The organism is Vibrio thalassae, assembly GCF_900089835.1.
GTDB lineage: Bacteria > Pseudomonadota > Gammaproteobacteria > Enterobacterales > Vibrionaceae > Vibrio > Vibrio thalassae.
Window position 1 is genome coordinate 12,699 of sequence record NZ_OANU01000146.1, and the last position, 17,691, is coordinate 30,389.

The 17,691-nt window shown below is 44.0% G+C and carries 13 protein-coding genes and 4 pseudogenes; 12 read left to right on the forward strand and 5 right to left on the reverse strand.

Annotated elements, in window-relative coordinates; all coding sequences use genetic code 11:
• From VTH8203_RS22745 to VTH8203_RS22755, 3 genes and pseudogenes are all read right to left on the reverse strand, one after another.
• Positions 1-2,367 (reverse strand): S1 family peptidase (locus VTH8203_RS22745; RefSeq protein WP_208617792.1); only part of this gene is annotated, 2,367 nt, incomplete at its 3' end.
• 189 nt (positions 2,368-2,556) lie between these two features.
• Positions 2,557-2,754: pseudogene (locus VTH8203_RS22750) on the reverse strand (IS4 family transposase); the annotation flags it as partial.
• A 375-nt stretch (positions 2,755-3,129) separates the two neighbouring features.
• Positions 3,130-3,438 (reverse strand): annotated as a pseudogene (locus VTH8203_RS22755) (transposase); the annotation flags it as partial.
• 273 nt (positions 3,439-3,711) lie between these two features.
• On the opposite strand from VTH8203_RS22755, the gene VTH8203_RS25260 reads away from it, so the two are divergent.
• From VTH8203_RS25260 to ltrA, 3 genes are all read left to right on the forward strand, one after another.
• Entirely contained in the window at positions 3,712-3,849 is a 138-nt protein-coding gene (locus VTH8203_RS25260; RefSeq protein WP_244181306.1) for a hypothetical protein, read from the forward strand.
• A gap of 342 nt (positions 3,850-4,191) precedes the next feature.
• A complete protein-coding gene (locus VTH8203_RS22765) occupies positions 4,192-5,229 on the forward strand; it encodes an IS110 family RNA-guided transposase (protein ID WP_096995684.1) in 1,038 nt (345 codons plus the stop codon).
• A 644-nt stretch (positions 5,230-5,873) separates the two neighbouring features.
• Entirely contained in the window at positions 5,874-7,346 is a 1,473-nt protein-coding gene (gene ltrA, locus VTH8203_RS22770; RefSeq protein WP_096995685.1) for a group II intron reverse transcriptase/maturase, read from the forward strand.
• Positions 7,347-7,713: 367 nt separating this feature from the next.
• Here the strand turns inward: ltrA and VTH8203_RS22780 are convergent, their stop codons facing one another.
• Both VTH8203_RS22780 and VTH8203_RS22785 read right to left on the reverse strand, forming a co-directional pair.
• The gene (locus VTH8203_RS22780; protein WP_096995686.1) at positions 7,714-9,900 is read right to left on the reverse strand and encodes a malate synthase G; all 2,187 of its coding nucleotides are present in this window, start codon (positions 9,898-9,900) and stop codon (positions 7,714-7,716) included.
• Positions 9,901-10,013: 113 nt separating this feature from the next.
• Positions 10,014-10,967: a LysR family transcriptional regulator gene (locus VTH8203_RS22785; protein ID WP_038222008.1), complete on the reverse strand. Its 954-nt coding sequence runs from the start codon at positions 10,965-10,967 to the stop codon at positions 10,014-10,016.
• A gap of 173 nt (positions 10,968-11,140) precedes the next feature.
• Here VTH8203_RS22785 and VTH8203_RS22790 point away from each other — a divergent pair, with 173 nt between their 5' ends.
• The 9 genes and pseudogenes from VTH8203_RS22790 to VTH8203_RS25640 form a co-directional block, all read left to right on the forward strand.
• Positions 11,141-12,739: an isocitrate lyase gene (locus tag VTH8203_RS22790; RefSeq protein ID WP_096995687.1), complete on the forward strand. Its 1,599-nt coding sequence runs from the start codon at positions 11,141-11,143 to the stop codon at positions 12,737-12,739.
• Between the two features lie 139 nt (positions 12,740-12,878).
• Positions 12,879-13,445 carry a hypothetical protein gene (locus VTH8203_RS22795; RefSeq protein WP_208617793.1) on the forward strand — a complete coding sequence of 189 codons (567 nt, stop codon included), beginning with the start codon at positions 12,879-12,881 and terminating at the stop codon, positions 13,443-13,445.
• A gap of 403 nt (positions 13,446-13,848) precedes the next feature.
• Positions 13,849-13,979: pseudogene (ykgO, locus tag VTH8203_RS22800) on the forward strand (type B 50S ribosomal protein L36).
• Positions 13,980-14,021: 42 nt separating this feature from the next.
• Positions 14,022-14,081: pseudogene (locus VTH8203_RS25635) on the forward strand (hypothetical protein); the annotation flags it as partial.
• Between the two features lie 10 nt (positions 14,082-14,091).
• Entirely contained in the window at positions 14,092-14,364 is a 273-nt protein-coding gene (locus tag VTH8203_RS22805) for an IS1 family transposase (RefSeq protein ID WP_370739270.1), read from the forward strand.
• 277 nt (positions 14,365-14,641) lie between these two features.
• A complete protein-coding gene (locus VTH8203_RS22810) occupies positions 14,642-15,202 on the forward strand; it encodes a cytochrome b/b6 domain-containing protein (protein ID WP_096995688.1) in 561 nt (186 codons plus the stop codon).
• 368 nt (positions 15,203-15,570) lie between these two features.
• A complete protein-coding gene (locus VTH8203_RS22815; RefSeq protein WP_096995689.1) occupies positions 15,571-16,452 on the forward strand; it encodes a DMT family transporter in 882 nt (293 codons plus the stop codon).
• 378 nt (positions 16,453-16,830) lie between these two features.
• A complete protein-coding gene (locus VTH8203_RS22820) occupies positions 16,831-17,256 on the forward strand; it encodes a septal ring lytic transglycosylase RlpA family protein (RefSeq protein ID WP_096995690.1) in 426 nt (141 codons plus the stop codon).
• A 297-nt stretch (positions 17,257-17,553) separates the two neighbouring features.
• A partial coding sequence (locus tag VTH8203_RS25640; RefSeq protein ID WP_158296062.1) for a transposase occupies positions 17,554-17,691 on the forward strand: 138 nt, incomplete at its 3' end.

A 17,691-nucleotide genomic window follows, 5' to 3' on the forward strand; every position in this document is an offset into this window, starting at 1 on the left:
GCTTTCCACAAATACCTTTCCATCCGTTGTGTCAAACTCAGCTTGCACATTATTACCTACTTTGTAGGAACGAATGTTATTCACCCAATCTTGGGAAGAATCCCACCAAGGCTTGTCAGTAGTACAGAAGGACCAGCTCTCACCATTATAGTCAGGTTCACTATAGGCAGTCACACAGGAGTCCGCATTGTTAATGGAGATATCTCTGAATATGTGTGTTTCATATCTCAAATAATTTTCATCACCTGACGCCAATGGGGCGCCAACCACATGGTCACCAATTTTCTCGCCAGCTGCTAACCCCGAACGGCCGAGCTCATTAATACGTTCGGCAACCGCTAGAGGCCAGCGCCACGCCTCCTTCCAATAATCACTAATGGGTATGCGGATAAATTCCGGTGCCGCATTTATCTCCGATTTGAGTATCGTGATGATGATTTCGTCACCCGTAAAGGTTTCATTTGTTTCTGTTTCATCTAATCGGATGGGGCTAAAGTGAATAACGTCAGAGTAGTCGAAAGGAAAGGTAATGCCATCTTCATCAGCATCACGCATTAAATTTTCGGCGGTTACCAATGTAATGTTCACTGATCGGACTATATCTGGGTCCCAAAAGACAGAATTTGGATACGTGCTTCCAACAGGGGGCTGGATATCAGCATAATGTTCAACACCTACTTCTACGCCATCAATTTCTGCGTAATCTATGGCACGTGCAATCACACGAGGCCATATATGACTATGATGTTCACCTGGTTTTAGCTCCACCTTAATAGTTTGTTTTTCGCCATTGGTTGAGCTTACCTCAATAGTGAAAAACGCGCCTTCTGGTGCTTGCTGGAACATACCCAGTCCTGTTGCTTCAATCATACGATATCGGTAGTCATTTACTGGTTCCAAAAATATTTGAAAATAATTCTCACTATTAATGAACGCATTCTCGTAAAACGTAGTCCAGTAATGTGAACCTGCATCAAACTCTTGAAACCAGAAAAGATCATAAATATTCTCTTCATCTCCAGTACTATCCCCATACCCAAAAGCAGAAGCATTCGCGGCTGTGCCCATTTGAACGGACTTTATGTTCTTATTTAAATTATATGCTAGCTGGAGTATCCCATCGACTCCTCTGGTTCCATTCGCCTTTAGCAAGCAGAGATCCCAGCGTTGCCCATTGTACTCTTGCCAACTCCAAAAGCGACCGCACACAGGATGGACATACCTCGGGAAGACCGTTACAGACGAAATAGTGTTGTCGGTACCACTATTAAAGGCCGGGTTATCTTCTTTTTGTGTCCAAGCCCAGCCGCCATTACCTCTATTTTCAAAGTGTGTGACGTATACGTTAGCACCTACCTTTACCGATGAAAAACTATCATCGAAAGAAGAATCTATAACTTCATAATTATGTTCAGAGCCATCGTCCTTTAGGCAAAAATCCCTAGATTTGCCATAGTAATTAGCACCTTTAAAGAAACGTACACAGTTGTCATTCAAAGGGCCTGCTTCATCGCCTACTTCTTCGAATATTGGATCCCAATCGCGAAATTTTGACACTTCGGCATACCCACTATGGAGCCATCTACAGGAATAATTATTTTTTGGGTCAATTCCTAACGAAGCTACCCCGATTTGAACCCATTCATCATTATCGTTTTTTACAACAAGGGGCCCACCGCTGTCACCATAACAGGCAATCCCATTATCACTATTATGTTGGCTATGTTGGCGAGATACACACAAGAGATTGTCATCTATTTTATAATTGGCTGGCGCAATACTTTGACACTCTGTATCAGCTAAAAAAGATAAATCTTCTTGTTTCAATATGTTAGGTGCAGAAAAACCGGTTTCTTCTCGATTCCAGCCCCAGCCTATCGCTTTCAAATTCTCGTACCAAAGTTCTGAATTAGAAAATTCGTAGCGGGAAGCCAGTTTAATTGGTTCAGCGGTATCAATGTCACGGTCGGTCTCTAACACAGCCATATCATTGCTAGGGTAAGTGAATTGATCGATTCCCTCCGAATAGTCGGGATGCATGATAATCCTGCGAACTTGGTATTGATATTTATCTGTTATTTCACTTCTATTATTGGTGCCGAAAACCACCATTATTTCACTGGCAATTTCATCCTCTACGCAATGAGCGGCTGTCAGCACCTTGTTTCCCCCTATGAAAGTGCCAGTGCAGAAAAATTCGGTTGGAGAATGACTCTTGATGAGGCCGCCCACAAACGGATATTCACCTGGTTCTGTATCTGTACCGCCATCGATACGTGGTGTTGGAGTAGGCTCACTGCTTGCCTGGCTCATAAGCGGGCTGGCGATTGCTGTCAGCAAGCCTAGTTTTAGTAATATATGTTTCATAGACTCACCCTTGAATAAATAATTGAAACAATGGAGTTCATAATTTAGTATAATAAATACACTATTGATCAAATTGTCACCAGCCATTTCGAGAGTCAAGGAAGATTTACCAGGTAAGACCAGCTTTAGTGTGCCGTGGGCATTGAACCCTGTTTACTAAGTAAGGCAAACAGAAGGATGAGCATAAGCTCATGCATAGACAGAACTTTGAGCATTAAGCTCAGCGTAAATTCCGTCTAACGTAATGTTTTCTTTAGACTTCCTCTGCGCGGACTTTTGAGCGTTCTTTGATATATAACTGGTAGCCCATTCGATTTTATTGCTGATTTCTGACCAGGCGCCGTGACTGATACATTCAAATATTGGTAACAGCCAGACATATATGGACGTTCTCACAGATGCAAGCCGTTTTTAGTCTTCAGACACATTTTTTCAAAATGTTCCGATTAGGCTTGTAACTTTTATCCTGTTTGTTCGTTATTTGATGGCTGACTTGAAAGTGTCGCTCTGACATATATTCGGGCTTAACCATGCTGATTATGCTCAGTTGGCGCCTCTGATGTGTTCCGAACCTGCACACCTTAAATTGATAACACCCAATCGACCTTAAAGGTCGTGCCCTTGCCGGGTTTTATGCAGGTAGGTAAAGCCATTTTGTCATCATTCATTAAGCAAACAATGGAAGGGGATTATCAGGGGCTCATATCACCCACTCGGGCTATAAGCCCTTGCCTCGTTCGAGCTGCCCTGACAATCCATAACTTAGTATTCATTGGTGCCAGTTTGGGAAAATTGAGGCACATAAAGGGTATTCTTTTGCAGCAAAATCCACATCAGCCTCGCTAGCTTTCTGGCGGTAGCAACCACGGCCTTATTTCGCCCTCTTCTGTCCTTAAGGGCGGTGAGCCAACGGTTTAAGTCATCGTCCTTTTTATGAGCGTGATTCACCACTGTTCGCGCGCCGTGGATGAGTTGTTTACGCAAATAGCAATCACCCCGCTTAGTAATACTGCCAAGCCGATTAACATTGCCAGATGCTGTTTGTTTTGGTGTTAACCCGAGCCATACAGCAAAAATAAGAGCTTCAAAATTTTAGAATGGCGATTGAACCTACGAATCACGGGCTGTGTGTTTGAGAATAAATGTAAGGGTTGGCAATTTTTCTTCGCTTAGATCAATGATGAAAAGCTACTACACAGATTAGATCATTATGTCCTGCGCCTATGTAAGCGTTTTGGGGTAGAAATCAAACCTAAAAAGTTTGTTCGCACTTTCAAAGAAATTAGCCACAACAAATATAACACCAGTTATGTACCAAACTTCGACCAGTATGACATACCTGAGATGAAAGAGGCTTTAGTTCAATATTTTAGTTTTGATTTGACCAATATGGCTGATGAAGAAATTCGTTACCACTTCCATAAAAAAATAGGTTCTCAAGTCAGAGAGCTAGAAGTTGATGTGAAAGACTTTGGTTACTAGGTTGAGTGTTCGTTAAACAAGGGGGATGTTCCCTCGATCCTATAGACGCTAGACAGGCATTAGGAAAAATAGGCCATATGATGATTCAGAGACGAGAGGCTTAAACGGTAGCTAACTTACTTTGGGGCGTGCGACGTGAAGTCGTATGAAGCGCTGTTCACCGCTCAACGAGTGAACCATCTGTATCACCAGATGAACCTAGGACTCTGAATAAAGTAGCGAGTCTGACAATGTAACGAAGGTTGGTATTTTCCAATCGGGATCTAAATCGTGAGATGTATGGACTCCCTACCCCGAAAGGGATACGGTCTTAATTACCACATTAGCCCGAGGAGTCCACACATGAACAAGGTTACTATTATTGCAATTGACTTGGCAAAGAACTCATTTCAGGTCTGCAAATTTAATAAAGGTAATAGCGTCGCATACAACAAGGCTATCAATCGTAAAGCATTAATCGAGCTTTTGGGAAAGCATGAGCCTGTAGTTGTAGCAATGGAAGCCTGCGGCGGAGCTCATTATTGGGCTCGCTTAGCGCAACGCCACGGTCATCAGGAAAAGATACTTCAGGCTCGAGCTGTAAAAGGGCTTCAGTTAAAGCAAAAAACTGACAAAAACGATGCCTATGCAATTGGTATTGCAGCTCAATTACCTCATATTCGGCCTTGTTGTGTTATGTCAGAAGAAGAGCAAGGACTGCAATCGCTGGAACGAGTACTAACACTTCAAATCAAGCAGAGAACAGCACTAATAAATCAAATCAGAGGGCTATTGTCAGAATTTGGCATTGTTATATCAAAAGGCATTCGTAATCTGGTGAAATCATTACCTGACGTTTTAGAAGACGGTGAAAATGGGTTGCCTATGAACTATCGTCAAGCACTATATGCTCAATCTGAGTGGCTAAAACAATATACGGAACAGATCGATGGTTATGACAAACTTATAGCGGAACATACACGTCACCATTCTACTTGTCAGAAACTGAGCAAATTGGAGGGAGTTGGACCTCAGGTTGCATTAGGGTTAACTGTTCGACTAGGTAATGCACAGGAATTTAAAACAGGGCGAGATGCTTCCTCTTGTATAGGTCTAACGCCAAAACAACATTCAACAGGAGGGAAAGAGCACATCGGGCATATATCAAAATTCAGTGCCGACAAACGATTGAGAAGCTTGTTATTCCAAGGAGCAATGTCTGTGGTGCACAAAGTTGTGCTAAGGGAACCTAGAACGGTGAAAGAACAGTGGTTAAAAAAACTGATTGAAAGAAGAGGGAAAAAAATAGCAGCGATAGCATTGGCGAACAAAACAGTCAGAACGGCGGTAGCACTAATAAAAAATAACGATGATTATCAACCAGCCCTACTAGCGGTTTAAAGAGATAAGTAAATCAACGAATTGCGAAAAAAACGGTAAGACCAACCAGTAGAATTCAGTCGTCCTCTCTAGTACCTGGATACTGTTCGTGAGACATGAACTATTGGTGCGAATACATCAAAGGGCAGGAGTAGCTCTCCAGTTAAAGCCCGTATATAAGAGCGCATCTACCACGATATTTTCAAAATAAGTTGATTACTTTAGGGAGTCCATATAAGAGGACGGTCCTCCTGATAACCACATAAATCGGGTGAGTGCTAGGTAGTCAGTATGATGAACATAAGTGAATCCGTTCAAGGTGCGTCATGTGATGAAGCAGCGGAAGTGGTTTATACGCTGTTGCCAAAAGGCATGAGAGTCGGAAAGAGATTGCCCCATGCTCTTTCGTGATCGTTGAACTCTCCGCACCATAGCGGGCATCTACCCTGACATTGCGCGACATACGGAACACGGTAAGCCTGTATCACTCCCTCTGGGAAAGTCTCTGCGACCGATAGTGATGCAGGTAGAGGATGTTGGAAAAAGCGAAGGCTGCATTGTAACGATGCAGATACAGATTTCTATCTGGCACGAAAGTGAGCTGACTTCCGACTGGTCTTCCGTTGCAAGAGAATTTGAAGAACTTTATTCAAGGAGAAACGCAAATGATGATTTCAAAAGAGATTAGTGCCTCTCCTAACAGTGCTCAATGGCAATCCACCAATTGGAAAGACGTTGAATCCCATGTTTTAAAGCTTCAGATGCGTATTGCAAAGGCAACACGAGAAGGTAAACACAGCAAAGCGAAAGCGTTGCAGTGGATACTGACTCACTCGCGTTCAGCAAAACTTCTTGCTGTTAAGCGGGTATCTCAAAATAAAGGCAGTAAAACGCCTGGAATTGATGGCGTTATCTGGAATACAGATACGCGCCGCATGAAAGCAGTCAATCAATTGAGCAGAAAAGCTTATCAAGCCAAACCGCTCAAGCGTATCTACATCCCCAAGAAAAACGGCAAGCTCAGACCTCTTGGTATCCCCTGCATGGTCGATAGAGCGCAGCAAGCGCTTCATCTTCTTGCTCTGGAGCCTGTATCAGAAACTCTTGCCGACCCTAACAGCTATGGATTCAGACCAAACCGCAGCACTGCCGATGCAGTCGCACAGTGCTTCAAGTGTCTGGCATTAAAGAAATCAGCTCAATGGGTTCTTGAGGGAGACATCAAAGCCTGTTTCGACAAGATCGGCCATCAATGGCTTATGAATAACATTGCCGTAGATAAACGCATGTTGGAACAATGGTTAAAGTCTGGTTTTATGGATAAAGGGCTGTTCTACCGTACTGACGAGGGAACACCACAAGGCGGGGTCATATCCCCGACCTTGATGCTAATGACTCTTGCAGGACTTGAGCAACGCATAAAGTCTACTGCACTCAAAAAGGGTGCTAGAGCCAACTTTATCGGATACGCCGACGATTTCGTCGTCACCTGTGCTTCAAAGGAAGTGCTGGAGAACGATATCAAACCGTTGATTGCTGATTTCTTAGCAGAAAGAGGCTTAACACTCTCCGAAGAGAAAACGCACATTACCCATGTCAGCCGTGGTTTTGATTTCCTAGGTTTTAATCATAGGAACTACAAAGGGAAGTTACTCATTAAGCCGAGTAAATCCAACACGCTACTGTTCCTAAGTAATTTGCGCGAACTCATCAAAAAGCACGCAACCATCCCCGTCAACGATTTAATCAAGTTGATAAATCCGAAACTCAGGGGCTGGTCGAATTACTATCGACACTGCGTTGCGAAACAGGTATTCGGATATGTAGGTCACAAGCTATTCAATACGTTATGGCACTGGGCTAAAAGGCGTCATCCAACCAAATCCAAAACTTGGATCGCTCTTAAATACTTCATCAACCGTCAAGGTCAATGGCAATTTCACGGTTGGCAGAAGATCATGGATATGGATTGTCAGTTCAATCTGTTTCAAATAGCTAAGGTGCCAATAGAGAGACATGTAAAAATCAGGAGTGCCGCTACGCCTTTTGATCCTCAATACCAAGAATACTTGGCTAAGAGAAAATCAAAGAAGCAATGCCGTAACTCTTGGCATGAGCCTGCTCTCGCTGCTTTATAAGTTGCTGGGTGCCAATCGGTGCCTTCGTGAAGGCTTGAGCCTAGTGCGGTGAAAGTTGCACGCTGGGTTCTTAGAGGGGCGACACTTGGTAACAGGTGTCGTCTACTCGACAGAAATAAGCGCAGCGACATCGTCCTTATTAGTTTCAATCAACACACAAAGCACTATCGCCATAAAAACTATGCTTTTGTTCAACTCAGCCTTGCAAACTTAGATACTGACTCTTCAAATCAGTGTCATATTTTCAAGGGCTTATAGCATATTTCCCGACGTTCAAAACCTTAATCGAAAGATAAAAAAAACCGCGCTATAAAGCGCGGCACCTTGGGCTCGGTTTAATTGGGGTGTTTCTTTTGTAGTTGATTGTTTAGTGTTGGGTTGCTTTTAGCTTCAAGCGCATCGCATGAAGAACAGGCTCCGTGTAACCATTAGGTTGTGCACAGCCTTCAAATACAAGCTGGCATGCTGCGGAAAACGCAATGCTCGTTTCAAAATCAGGCGCCATATTTTTGTAGTTAGGGTCACCTGCATTTTGCTCATCAACAACTGCAGCCATACGCTTCATGGTTTCCATAACTTGCGACTCATCACAGATGCCGTGACGTAGCCAGTTGGCGATATGCTGACTAGAGATACGTAGTGTCGCTCTGTCTTCCATCAGGCCAACATTATTGATATCTGGAACTTTGGAGCAGCCAACGCCTTGGTCAATCCAGCGTACAACATAACCTAAGATACCTTGCGTATTGTTATCTAGCTCGCTTTGGATATCTTTCGCCGTCAACTTTTGATTGCCTAGCAACGGAATCGTCAAGATGTCGTCCACATTCGCTCGAACTCGCTCGCGTAATTCTTTTTGGCGGCTAGGCACACTCACTTTATGGTAGTGCAGCGCATGGAGTGTTGCCGCTGTTGGTGATGGAACCCAAGCGGTATTAGCACCAGCTTGAGGGTGACTAATTTTAGCTTCCATCATCTTGGCCATATTATCGGGCTCAGGCCACATCCCTTTACCGATCTGTGCTTTACCTTGCAGTCCACAGGCAAGACCAAGGTCAACGTTTTGATCTTCGTATGCACCAATCCAAGTCATACTCTTCAGCTGTGCTTTAGGAGCGAAGGGGCCAGCTTCCATACTGGTATGAATCTCATCACCAGTTCGGTCTAAAAAGCCAGTGTTAATAAAAACCACACGATCTTTCGCAGCGCGGATACACTCTTTCAAGTTGACCGACGTACGGCGCTCTTCATCCATAATGCCAACTTTGATGGTGTATCTCTCTAAACCTAGGGCATCTTCAATACGACCAAACAGCTCATTAGTAAATGCTACTTCTTCAGGGCCGTGCATCTTAGGCTTAACGATATTAATGCTGTTAGCGGTTGAGTTTTGATACTGGCTGTTGCCTTTCAAGTCATGCATCGCAATTAACGATGTAATCATGCCATCCATGATACCTTCAGGTACTTCATTACCTTGTGCATCAATAATGGCTGGGTTCGTCATTAAATGGCCCACATTTCGTATAAACAACATACTGCGGCCTTTAAGCGAAATTTCTCCGCCAGACACGCTAGTATAATGGCGGTCAGGATTAAGACTACGAACAATGGTTTTACCATTTTTCTCAAGCGACTCTTGTAAATCGCCTTTCATCAGCCCTAACCAGTTTCGATAGGCAAGCGCTTTGTCTTCACCATCCACTGCAGCTACTGAATCTTCGCAATCCATAATCGTAGTCAGTGCCGCTTCCACCAGCACGTCCTTGATACCCGCTGCATCAACACTTCCAATAGGAGCTGTCGGATCGATTTGAATCTCAATATGCAGATTATTATGCTTCAACAGGATGCAAGATGGAGCGCTTGCGTCCCCTTGGTATCCGATGAATTGAGAACTGTCGATTAACGTTACTTCCTCACCGTTTTCCAGCGTTGCGGTTAACGTATTACCGATGCTGACGTTACTGATACTGTATTTAGTCACGTCTTTATGAGAGACACCATTTAGCGGTGCTGCTTCATCAAGAAACTCTCGAGCATAAGCCACCACTTTTGCTCCACGCACTGGATTAAAGCTTCCCCCTTTCTCTGCACCATCACTCTCACTAATGACGTCTGTTCCGTACAGGGCGTCGTAAAGACTTCCCCAACGAGCATTAGCAGCATTCAACGCAAAGCGAGCGTTCATAATAGGCACGACCAACTGAGGACCGGCTTGCGTTGCAATCTCAGGTTCAACGCTGGCAGTGGTGACGTGAAAGTCATCGCCTTCTGGAACTAGGTAGCCAATCTCTTGTAGGAACTGTTTGTATTCTGCTGCATCTATTGCATGCCCTGCTCGCTCTTGATGCCAAGCGTCAATCTGATGCTGTAGATCATCACGCTTTATCAGCAACGCACGGTTTTTCGGCGCTAAATCTTTAAGAATGGATGCAAAGGATTGCCAAAAGTCATCGGCATTAATGCCAGTACCAGGAATGACCTGTTCATTAACTAATTGGTAGAGGGTGCTATCAATGTTCAAGCTTCCCTGTTGAATACGATTGCTCATAAAATCTCTCTCGAATTAATCGATAACTATTGAATAAATCTACGTAACGGATAAAAATTTAGCTAATTTATGCCATTTATAGTGAACATTCACACAATAAATACCCAGTATCGCTATTCCGTTACACCACTTTCTAACTCATTTGCCACACTTTTAATCAAACGCCTCATCCATTGATGATCTGGATTACTTTGTAAAAGTGGGCTCCATGCCATCTTCACTTCAAAAGGCTCAATCGCAAATGGTGCTGGCTTTATCAGAAGCTTAGGATTATGACGCTGAAGCTGCGCCGCTTTGGTTGGAATGGTAAGGATCAAGTTCTTCTGCTGAGCAAATAGGATGGCCGACAAATAGTGTCGAGTGAACACCGTAATGTTGCGGGTCTTACCAATACGCATCAGCGCTTCATCAATCCAACCGAGCTTTTGTGCCTCACTGGGATTAATCCCAACCCCAGTCCCCATCCCGGTTTTACTTACCCAAATATGCTGTGCTTTCAAATACGACAACAAATCAAAATTATCTGCAATCGGGTTATCGCAACTGAATAAGCATGAGAACCCGTCATGCCATAAGCTCATTTGGTGGAAAGACTGAGGAATATCATCAAAGCGGTTGATGATGATATCCACCGTTCCTTGCTCTACATCTTGGTAGCTAACATCACTAGGCGTCATGATATCTAGACGGATTTTCGGCGCTATTTCACTTAGCCGTTTAAGCAAAGGTTGGATGATGGTGGATTCCGCATAGTCACTTGCCATGATGCGGAACACGCGTTCACTGTCATCAGCATGGAATTCAGTGGTCGGCTGTAGCGTCTTTTCAACGTTTGCCAAGATATTGCGAATCACTGGTTGCAGTTTTTGCGCACGCTCTGTCGGTATCATTCCCTCGCTCGTTCTAACCAACAACGGATCTTCAAACAGATCACGTAATCGGCGCAAACCATTACTCATGGCGGGTTGGGTAATGCCCAACTGATTTGCTGCTCTGGTGACATTTCTTTCCCGTAGCAACATGTCTAAATACACAAGCAAATTAAGGTCTATACGAGCAATATTCATATAAAAAATACCGAATATAATAACTATAAATTAACAAAATTATCACACATGCAGCTACGATTTGTCCATAACAACAAATTAAACGGGTCGTCCCATCTGAAACATGAAGCCCTCGGAGAAAGATGACTAAGCCATTTGGCCAATAATATCCAACGTGAAACTAAGGAATAGTTATGTCGCAAATCACTCAAGATATCGAAATGATAGAAGTTGCAAAACGCGCTGCTGGTGCTCCATGGGATGCTATTAATCCAGAATCTGCTGCTCGCATGCGTGCTCAAAACAAATTCAAAACGGGTCTAGACATCGCGCAATACACAGCAGATATTATGCGTGCTGATATGGCGGCCTACGATGAAGACAGCTCTAAGTACACTCAATCATTGGGTTGCTGGCATGGTTTCATCGGTCAACAAAAACTGATTTCTATTAAAAAGCACTTTGGTGGTAAAACCGACCGTCGCTACCTGTACTTATCAGGTTGGATGGTTGCCGCACTTCGTTCAGAATTTGGTCCGCTACCTGACCAATCCATGCACGAGAAAACGTCGGTTGCTGGTTTAGTCGAAGAGCTATACACCTTCCTACGTCAAGCCGATGCTCGTGAGCTAGGCGGTTTGTTCCGTGCTCTCGATGCTGCTCGTGAAGCGGGTGATGTGGATCTACAAGATTCTATTCAAGACCAAATCGATAATCACGTAACGCACGTTGTGCCTATCATCGCGGACATCGATGCTGGCTTTGGTAACGCAGAAGCGACTTACCTAATGGCGAAACAAATGATCGAAGCTGGTGCTTGTTGTCTTCAAATCGAAAACCAAGTAGCGGATGAGAAACAATGTGGTCACCAAGACGGTAAAGTAACGGTACCTCACGCTGATTTCCATGCTAAACTTCGTGCGCTACGTTACGCCTTCCTTGAGCTAGGTATCGATAACGGTGTTATCGTTGCACGTACTGATTCACAAGGTGCTGGCCTAACAAAAGAAATCGCAGTAGTTAAAGAGCCAGGCGACCAAGGAGACATCTACAACTCTTACCTAGACGTGGAAGAGATCGATGTAGCAGATATGAAGCAAGGCGACGTTTGTTTCAACCGCGATGGTAAGCTGGTACGTCCTAAGCGTCTACCTTCAGGTCTATATCAATTCCGTCAAGGCACTGGTGAAGACCGCTGCGTATTTGACTGTATCGAAGCGATTAATGCGGGCGCGGACCTACTTTGGATTGAAACTGAGAAACCACATATTGGTCAAATCAAAGAGATGATGGACGGCGTACGTGAAGTTCACCCGAACGCTAAGCTAGTTTATAACAACTCACCATCATTCAACTGGACGCTTAACTTCCGTCAGCAAGCGTATGACGCAATGGTTGAAGCAGGTGAAGATGTATCAGCATACGAGCGTGCAAACCTAATGAGCGCTGAGTACGACGAAACGGAACTGTCTAAGCGCGCTGACGAAAAGATTCGCACATTCCAAGCGGATGCTTCTCGTGAAGCAGGGATCTTCCACCATCTAATCACGCTACCAACATACCACACTGCTGCACTGTCAACTGACAACCTAGCGAAAGAGTACTTCGGTGAGCAAGGCATGTTGGGCTACGTAGCCAATGTTCAACGTAAAGAAATCCGTCAAGGTATTGCCTGTGTGAAACACCAAAACATGTCTGGCTCAGACATCGGTGATGACCACAAAGAATACTTTGCAGGTGAAAATGCGTTGAAAGCAGCCGGTGAACTGAATACTTCTCACCAGTTCGACTAATTAAGGTGGCGATTTACTCTCTACACACTTATGAGAGTAAATAGATAACACACCTAGAGAGTGAGAATTACGCCCCAAGACGCAATCTCACTCTCCACTTCTGTTAGACTAACCCCATTCATGTTTGTTGAGAATGCCTATGACTACAGTTCCTTCCTATCTCCAAGATGCTAAAGAGTTACTATCACAAGATGGCTTTGCAACCAGTGATGTTTGGTACCACGGCACCTCATCGGCGCTACTGAGCTCAATCCAAGGACAAGGGCTTAAACGCTCCGGCGACAAAGCTCTTAACCAAGCCGCGAAAAAGACCATGGCAACGATAGGAAACCATTACACCGAATCTGTCGAGCCTGTTTTTCTGACTCAAAGCAAAGAATTGGCTTATTATTGGGCCCAGCAAACCGTTCGAGACCGCAGCGTTCGGTTTGAAGGTGAAGAAAAACCTATCGTCCTTGCGGTCAATTTATCAGAAAAACAACGCGAAAAAGTAAAACCCGATGTGGGGGCGATGAGCCTGCTAATGATGAGCGTAGGTGAGCAGTTTATGGCGCACTTAGCGCAGATTTATCAAAGCAACAATATTGAAGGTCCCGATATTGACCTGCGAACCGCGGATAGAATGGATTACTTAAATAAGCTCGGCATGGCCTATATCGATCAAGACGTCAGCCTTGCTTGTGTTAACGTTGTTTCTGAAGCATAACGCCTGCTAGTTTTCCCCCAAGATTTCGAAACCGAGATATCAAATCTCGGTTTCTTTCATTTAACGAACATAGATTTCGCCTTACATTCGCTTGTGGCCTGATGTATTAAGCCCATCACCTTCATGAATCACATTGCCATTGATGGTTATCGAGTCTGGAGAGGTCAACGTTTTGCCCCATTTAAGCCTACGGGTTCCTCAGTACTGCCTTTATTAAGACAGTTTTTGACTTATGTGCTAACCACATTTCTAACCAACACTTCTACTTCACCAACAAATTCACCATGTTGCGGCGTTTGCCCAGTGAGCGAATGAGAATGATGTGAGACATGCATAAAGAGGGGCGTGTCGCTAATTTCAATCGCCGCTTTGGGCTAGTGGTTAGCAACAAGTAGGAAGAGAAATGAAAGTCTTAAGCTCATTAAAAAGTGCGAAAAACGTCACCAAGATTGCGAGACAGTGAAGCGACGTGGTCGTATTTACTTGATCTGTAAATCCAACCCAAGATTTAAGGTCATGACTCAAATGGATTGAAGTGTGTTAATGTAGCCTCCTGATTTCTCATGTTTTTCACTCATGGCTACTATCCAAGTTCAATGTCGTTTCTGTGGTAAAACTGAGCCCATTTGTAAACACGGAAAGGGGCATTCTGGCTTTCCTCGTTTTAGATGTATCGAGTGTCGAAAAAGAGTTACCAAGGGAAAAGCATATTGTGGGAAAAAGATTCACTCAACGGATTGAGCGAACCAATCTTACCTTGCGTTCCAGATTAAAACGTTTAGTGCATGGAACTATCGGTTTTTCAAAATCTGAACAAATGCACGATAAGGTGAGCGGAACATTCATTGAACGAGAATTCTACCTTTTAATCAACCGATTTGAGTCACGACCGCAAAAAAAGAGCAAGCGGTTCAACTAGCCACTAACTAGTTCCAAATCGCTAAGCTCAACGTAGAATCTGCGAATGAAAGATCAAAGTCAGCTCCCCCCGCTGGCTTTTTTTATCGCTTAAATTTATCTCTGATTCTTCTAGCGTCTATAGTTGAAAAACGGTTAATTACATTTTATCCCTGTAGATAAAACAAGACAGGCGTAGACTCAGCTAAAGGAGACTCGAACTCCTACTATGCTTTGTTGGGGATACGACATTGGTTAATACATACATGGATACCTATTAAAGAACAGAAGGGCAATTGATGATGCTGTCTCGCATAAAAGAAGGGGTTGATACGCTATTTACTAACCTGCCAGAATCAGAAAAAGTACTACACGCTCTAACCTTGTTTTGGGTTCTCGTGCAAATCATATCCTCCAACTTCATACATGTTCATGCTGACACTCTGTGGAGCAGTATTAATTCAATCGCCAAAATCCATATCTATAGTGGATTGCTGCTGATCCCTCTTACCCTCGTTTTTGTCTACAAAGTTATCAAACGTAGAACGATAGGTGATATGTACCCATGGCTATCGGGTAACTTCACCCAAATCAAACAAGATCTGCAATGTCTAAGCCGGGTTGAATTACCAGAATCTCACCCCGCTGGTATCGCCGCTACAGTTGAAGGTTTAGGCTTATTAGCCTTATTGCTCGCTCTTGTAACAGGGACAGCGTGGTACTTAAGTGCAAGTTCGACAGGGATCAGCCCAGAATTGCTTAAAATTCACAAAACCAGCGTTGGCTTGATTGAAACCTACTTCTATGGTCATGGCGCAATGGCACTACTGCACTTTATCCATTGGTGGCGTGAGGGGTGACTCCATTCATCCAGCGATTGGTACCACTTCTATTCGCTGGATTGCCACCTACTTTCTAAGAATTTCGTCATCAGTGCTGTGGCAAGTTTCTCTTGCCACTACCCTTATTGATATAGGTTTAAATAGCGATCATGACTCAAATGGGTTGAAGTGTGTTAATGTATCCTCCTGATTTCTGATGTTTTTCACTCATGGCTACTATCCAAGCTTAATGTCGTTTCTGTAATAAAACTGAGCCCGTCCGTAAACACGGAAAGGGGCAATAAAACAACGTAACCAGTATCGACCTCATCAATCCAACCGCCATTTTTTAGTCGCCTCTAATTTTGCTAACATTGCCCTCTGTTTTTGTAATGAATGGAACCATCATGTCTATTAGCTGGATCGCTTTCACCCTACTTGCCGCGTTTAGTCAGTCTTGGCGAAATGCATTCCAAAGCAAACTTAGCGTGAATATGAGTGTGGCAGGCGTTACATTGGCTCGTTTTCTTTGGGCTGGCCCAATCGCTTTACTTTATCTTTATGCTCTGTATCAATGGCAACCCGCCTCAATACCAAGGTTCTCTGGCGAGTTTTCGTTTTATATTATCGCAGCAGCGGTCATGCAGATCCTCGCAACGGGTCTAATGGTGGTGCTATTTAAACTAGAAAACTACGCCATTGGCGCAGGACTCGCAAAATGTGAAGCACCAGTTTCAGCAGTGCTCGGGGTTCTGTTTTTTGGAACGGTATTATCTGTTGTCGGTTGGATAGGCGTCCTAGTAGGCACTCTAGGCGTACTTCTTATGAGCAGTTCATCGGGCTGGCGCAGCGTCTCTCCCAAAATCTTCTTTCTTGGCCTATCCTGCAGTACTGCCTTTGCGTTAACTTCGCTTTGGATTCGTGAAGCCAGTTTAAGTCTTGCTCTTCCATTTCCACACAGCGCTGCTTGGGTGCTATTTCTCGTCATCACTCTGCAAACGTGCATCATCACGCTATTCCTATTATTCAAGGAACCACAAACGTTAAAGCAGATGTTCAAACAACCTAAGTTGGTCATCATGACCAGCTTAACCAGCGTTATCGGCTCCCTCGGTTGGTTCAGCGCAATGTCGTTGCAAGCCGTTCCCTATGTTAAGACCCTCGGACAGGTTGAAATCGTATTCATGATACTGATTTCGTATTTTTGGCTAGGACAACGCATCGCGCGTAAAGACGTTACCGCGCTTATTCTAATTTCCATCGCTGCCATCTTAGTGATGTGGCAATAAGCAACGAACAGCCATCATTGCATTAGCCATGCTGATGGTTCCTGTTTCCATCATTCCCACGATAGTCACTATTCGTATAACGTAATAAAAATATTCGTTATTTTTGTGTTTTCTTTTGCAGAGTCTTTCCTCGTTATGACTGAGCGATGCCGCACTTATGAGAAAATAAATCCCTGATATCGAATGTCTATTTTTTCTCCATTCGCTATTTTTAATCTTATATTGTTAGAGTAATACCCAATCGCAGGAAAGGGGTTCCGTGCCCGTGTTGTTGTTCTCCTAATAAGAGGATAAAACCAATACGGATGTGTTTAACAATATCGTTTAACCCAAACCAGTCACGCAATATGACAGGAAGTAATAGAGTATCCCGTTCACATGAAGACCTTAAGCCTTGTACTTACCACTCTCCTCATTACTTTGCTCGGAGGGTGCGCCTCAACCGCAGCAATTGACAGTCAAAAGACCCAGAACTACTCCAAAGCACATCAACTGGTCGGCCAAGCTTCATGGTACGGCAATCAATACCATGGGAAACGAACCGCCAGTGGCGAACGTTATAATATGAGAGCGTATACTGCCGCTCATAAAACCCTGCCCTTTGGGACGATAGTAAGAGTGACCAATACCGCGAATGGCAAAACTGTTGACGTGAAAATCAACGATCGAGGTCCTTTTGTAAAGGGCAGGGTCATCGACCTTTCTCGCCAGTCCTTTGAACAGATAGCAAGCATTAGCAAGGGAATCGCGCCTGTTAAAATCGACATCATCGATGATAGTAACACCTTTAGATACAAGCACTAATCAACCATTTACACAAAACCGGAGCGCCATCCGACACACGATGTGACTCCGGTTCTCTCCCCTGACAGCACCACTTTCATGTTGCGCGCCTTTAAGTTTGAACCGTTATAGCTTGTGGATCTTTGAGCAGCGTTCGACCATTAACTCCCTTAACCAAACATGACTAGGATCGGTATTCAGATGCTTGTGCCAAAACAGAAACAGAGCGCCTGGCTCTAACTCTAACCCCCTGTGTCAGGATAGTTGTCGCCCTTAATCCTCAATAAAAGTAAAACAGGGAGCGGTAAGTTTAATTAAGTGAAGCGTTATTCAGAAGAGCATAAGAAGGCAACTATTCGCAGGTTTGTTGAAAGTGGTTTATCCTTGCGGGAGTTTGCAGATAATGAAGGTATGCATATCTCTACTCTGCACGATTGGAAGAATAAGTATTTAGAA

What these genes read in the sequence shown, in the direction of transcription:
- VTH8203_RS22815 (WP_096995689.1), top strand. Translation starts at nt 15,571, where the DNA reads ATGTCTATTAGCTGGATCGCTTTCACCCTACTTGCCGCGTTTAGTCAG.
- VTH8203_RS22810 (WP_096995688.1), top strand. Translation starts at nt 14,642, where the DNA reads ATGATGCTGTCTCGCATAAAAGAAGGGGTTGATACGCTATTTACTAAC.
- ltrA (WP_096995685.1), top strand. Translation starts at nt 5,874, where the DNA reads ATGATGATTTCAAAAGAGATTAGTGCCTCTCCTAACAGTGCTCAATGG.
- VTH8203_RS22820 (WP_096995690.1), top strand. Translation starts at nt 16,831, where the DNA reads ATGAAGACCTTAAGCCTTGTACTTACCACTCTCCTCATTACTTTGCTC.
- VTH8203_RS25260 (WP_244181306.1), top strand. Translation starts at nt 3,712, where the DNA reads ATGAAAGAGGCTTTAGTTCAATATTTTAGTTTTGATTTGACCAATATG.
- VTH8203_RS22790 (WP_096995687.1), top strand. Translation starts at nt 11,141, where the DNA reads ATGTCGCAAATCACTCAAGATATCGAAATGATAGAAGTTGCAAAACGC.
- VTH8203_RS22780 (WP_096995686.1), bottom strand. Translation starts at nt 9,900, where the DNA reads ATGAGCAATCGTATTCAACAGGGAAGCTTGAACATTGATAGCACCCTC.
- VTH8203_RS22795 (WP_208617793.1), top strand. Translation starts at nt 12,879, where the DNA reads ATGACTACAGTTCCTTCCTATCTCCAAGATGCTAAAGAGTTACTATCA.
- VTH8203_RS22765 (WP_096995684.1), top strand. Translation starts at nt 4,192, where the DNA reads ATGAACAAGGTTACTATTATTGCAATTGACTTGGCAAAGAACTCATTT.
- VTH8203_RS22785 (WP_038222008.1), bottom strand. Translation starts at nt 10,967, where the DNA reads ATGAATATTGCTCGTATAGACCTTAATTTGCTTGTGTATTTAGACATG.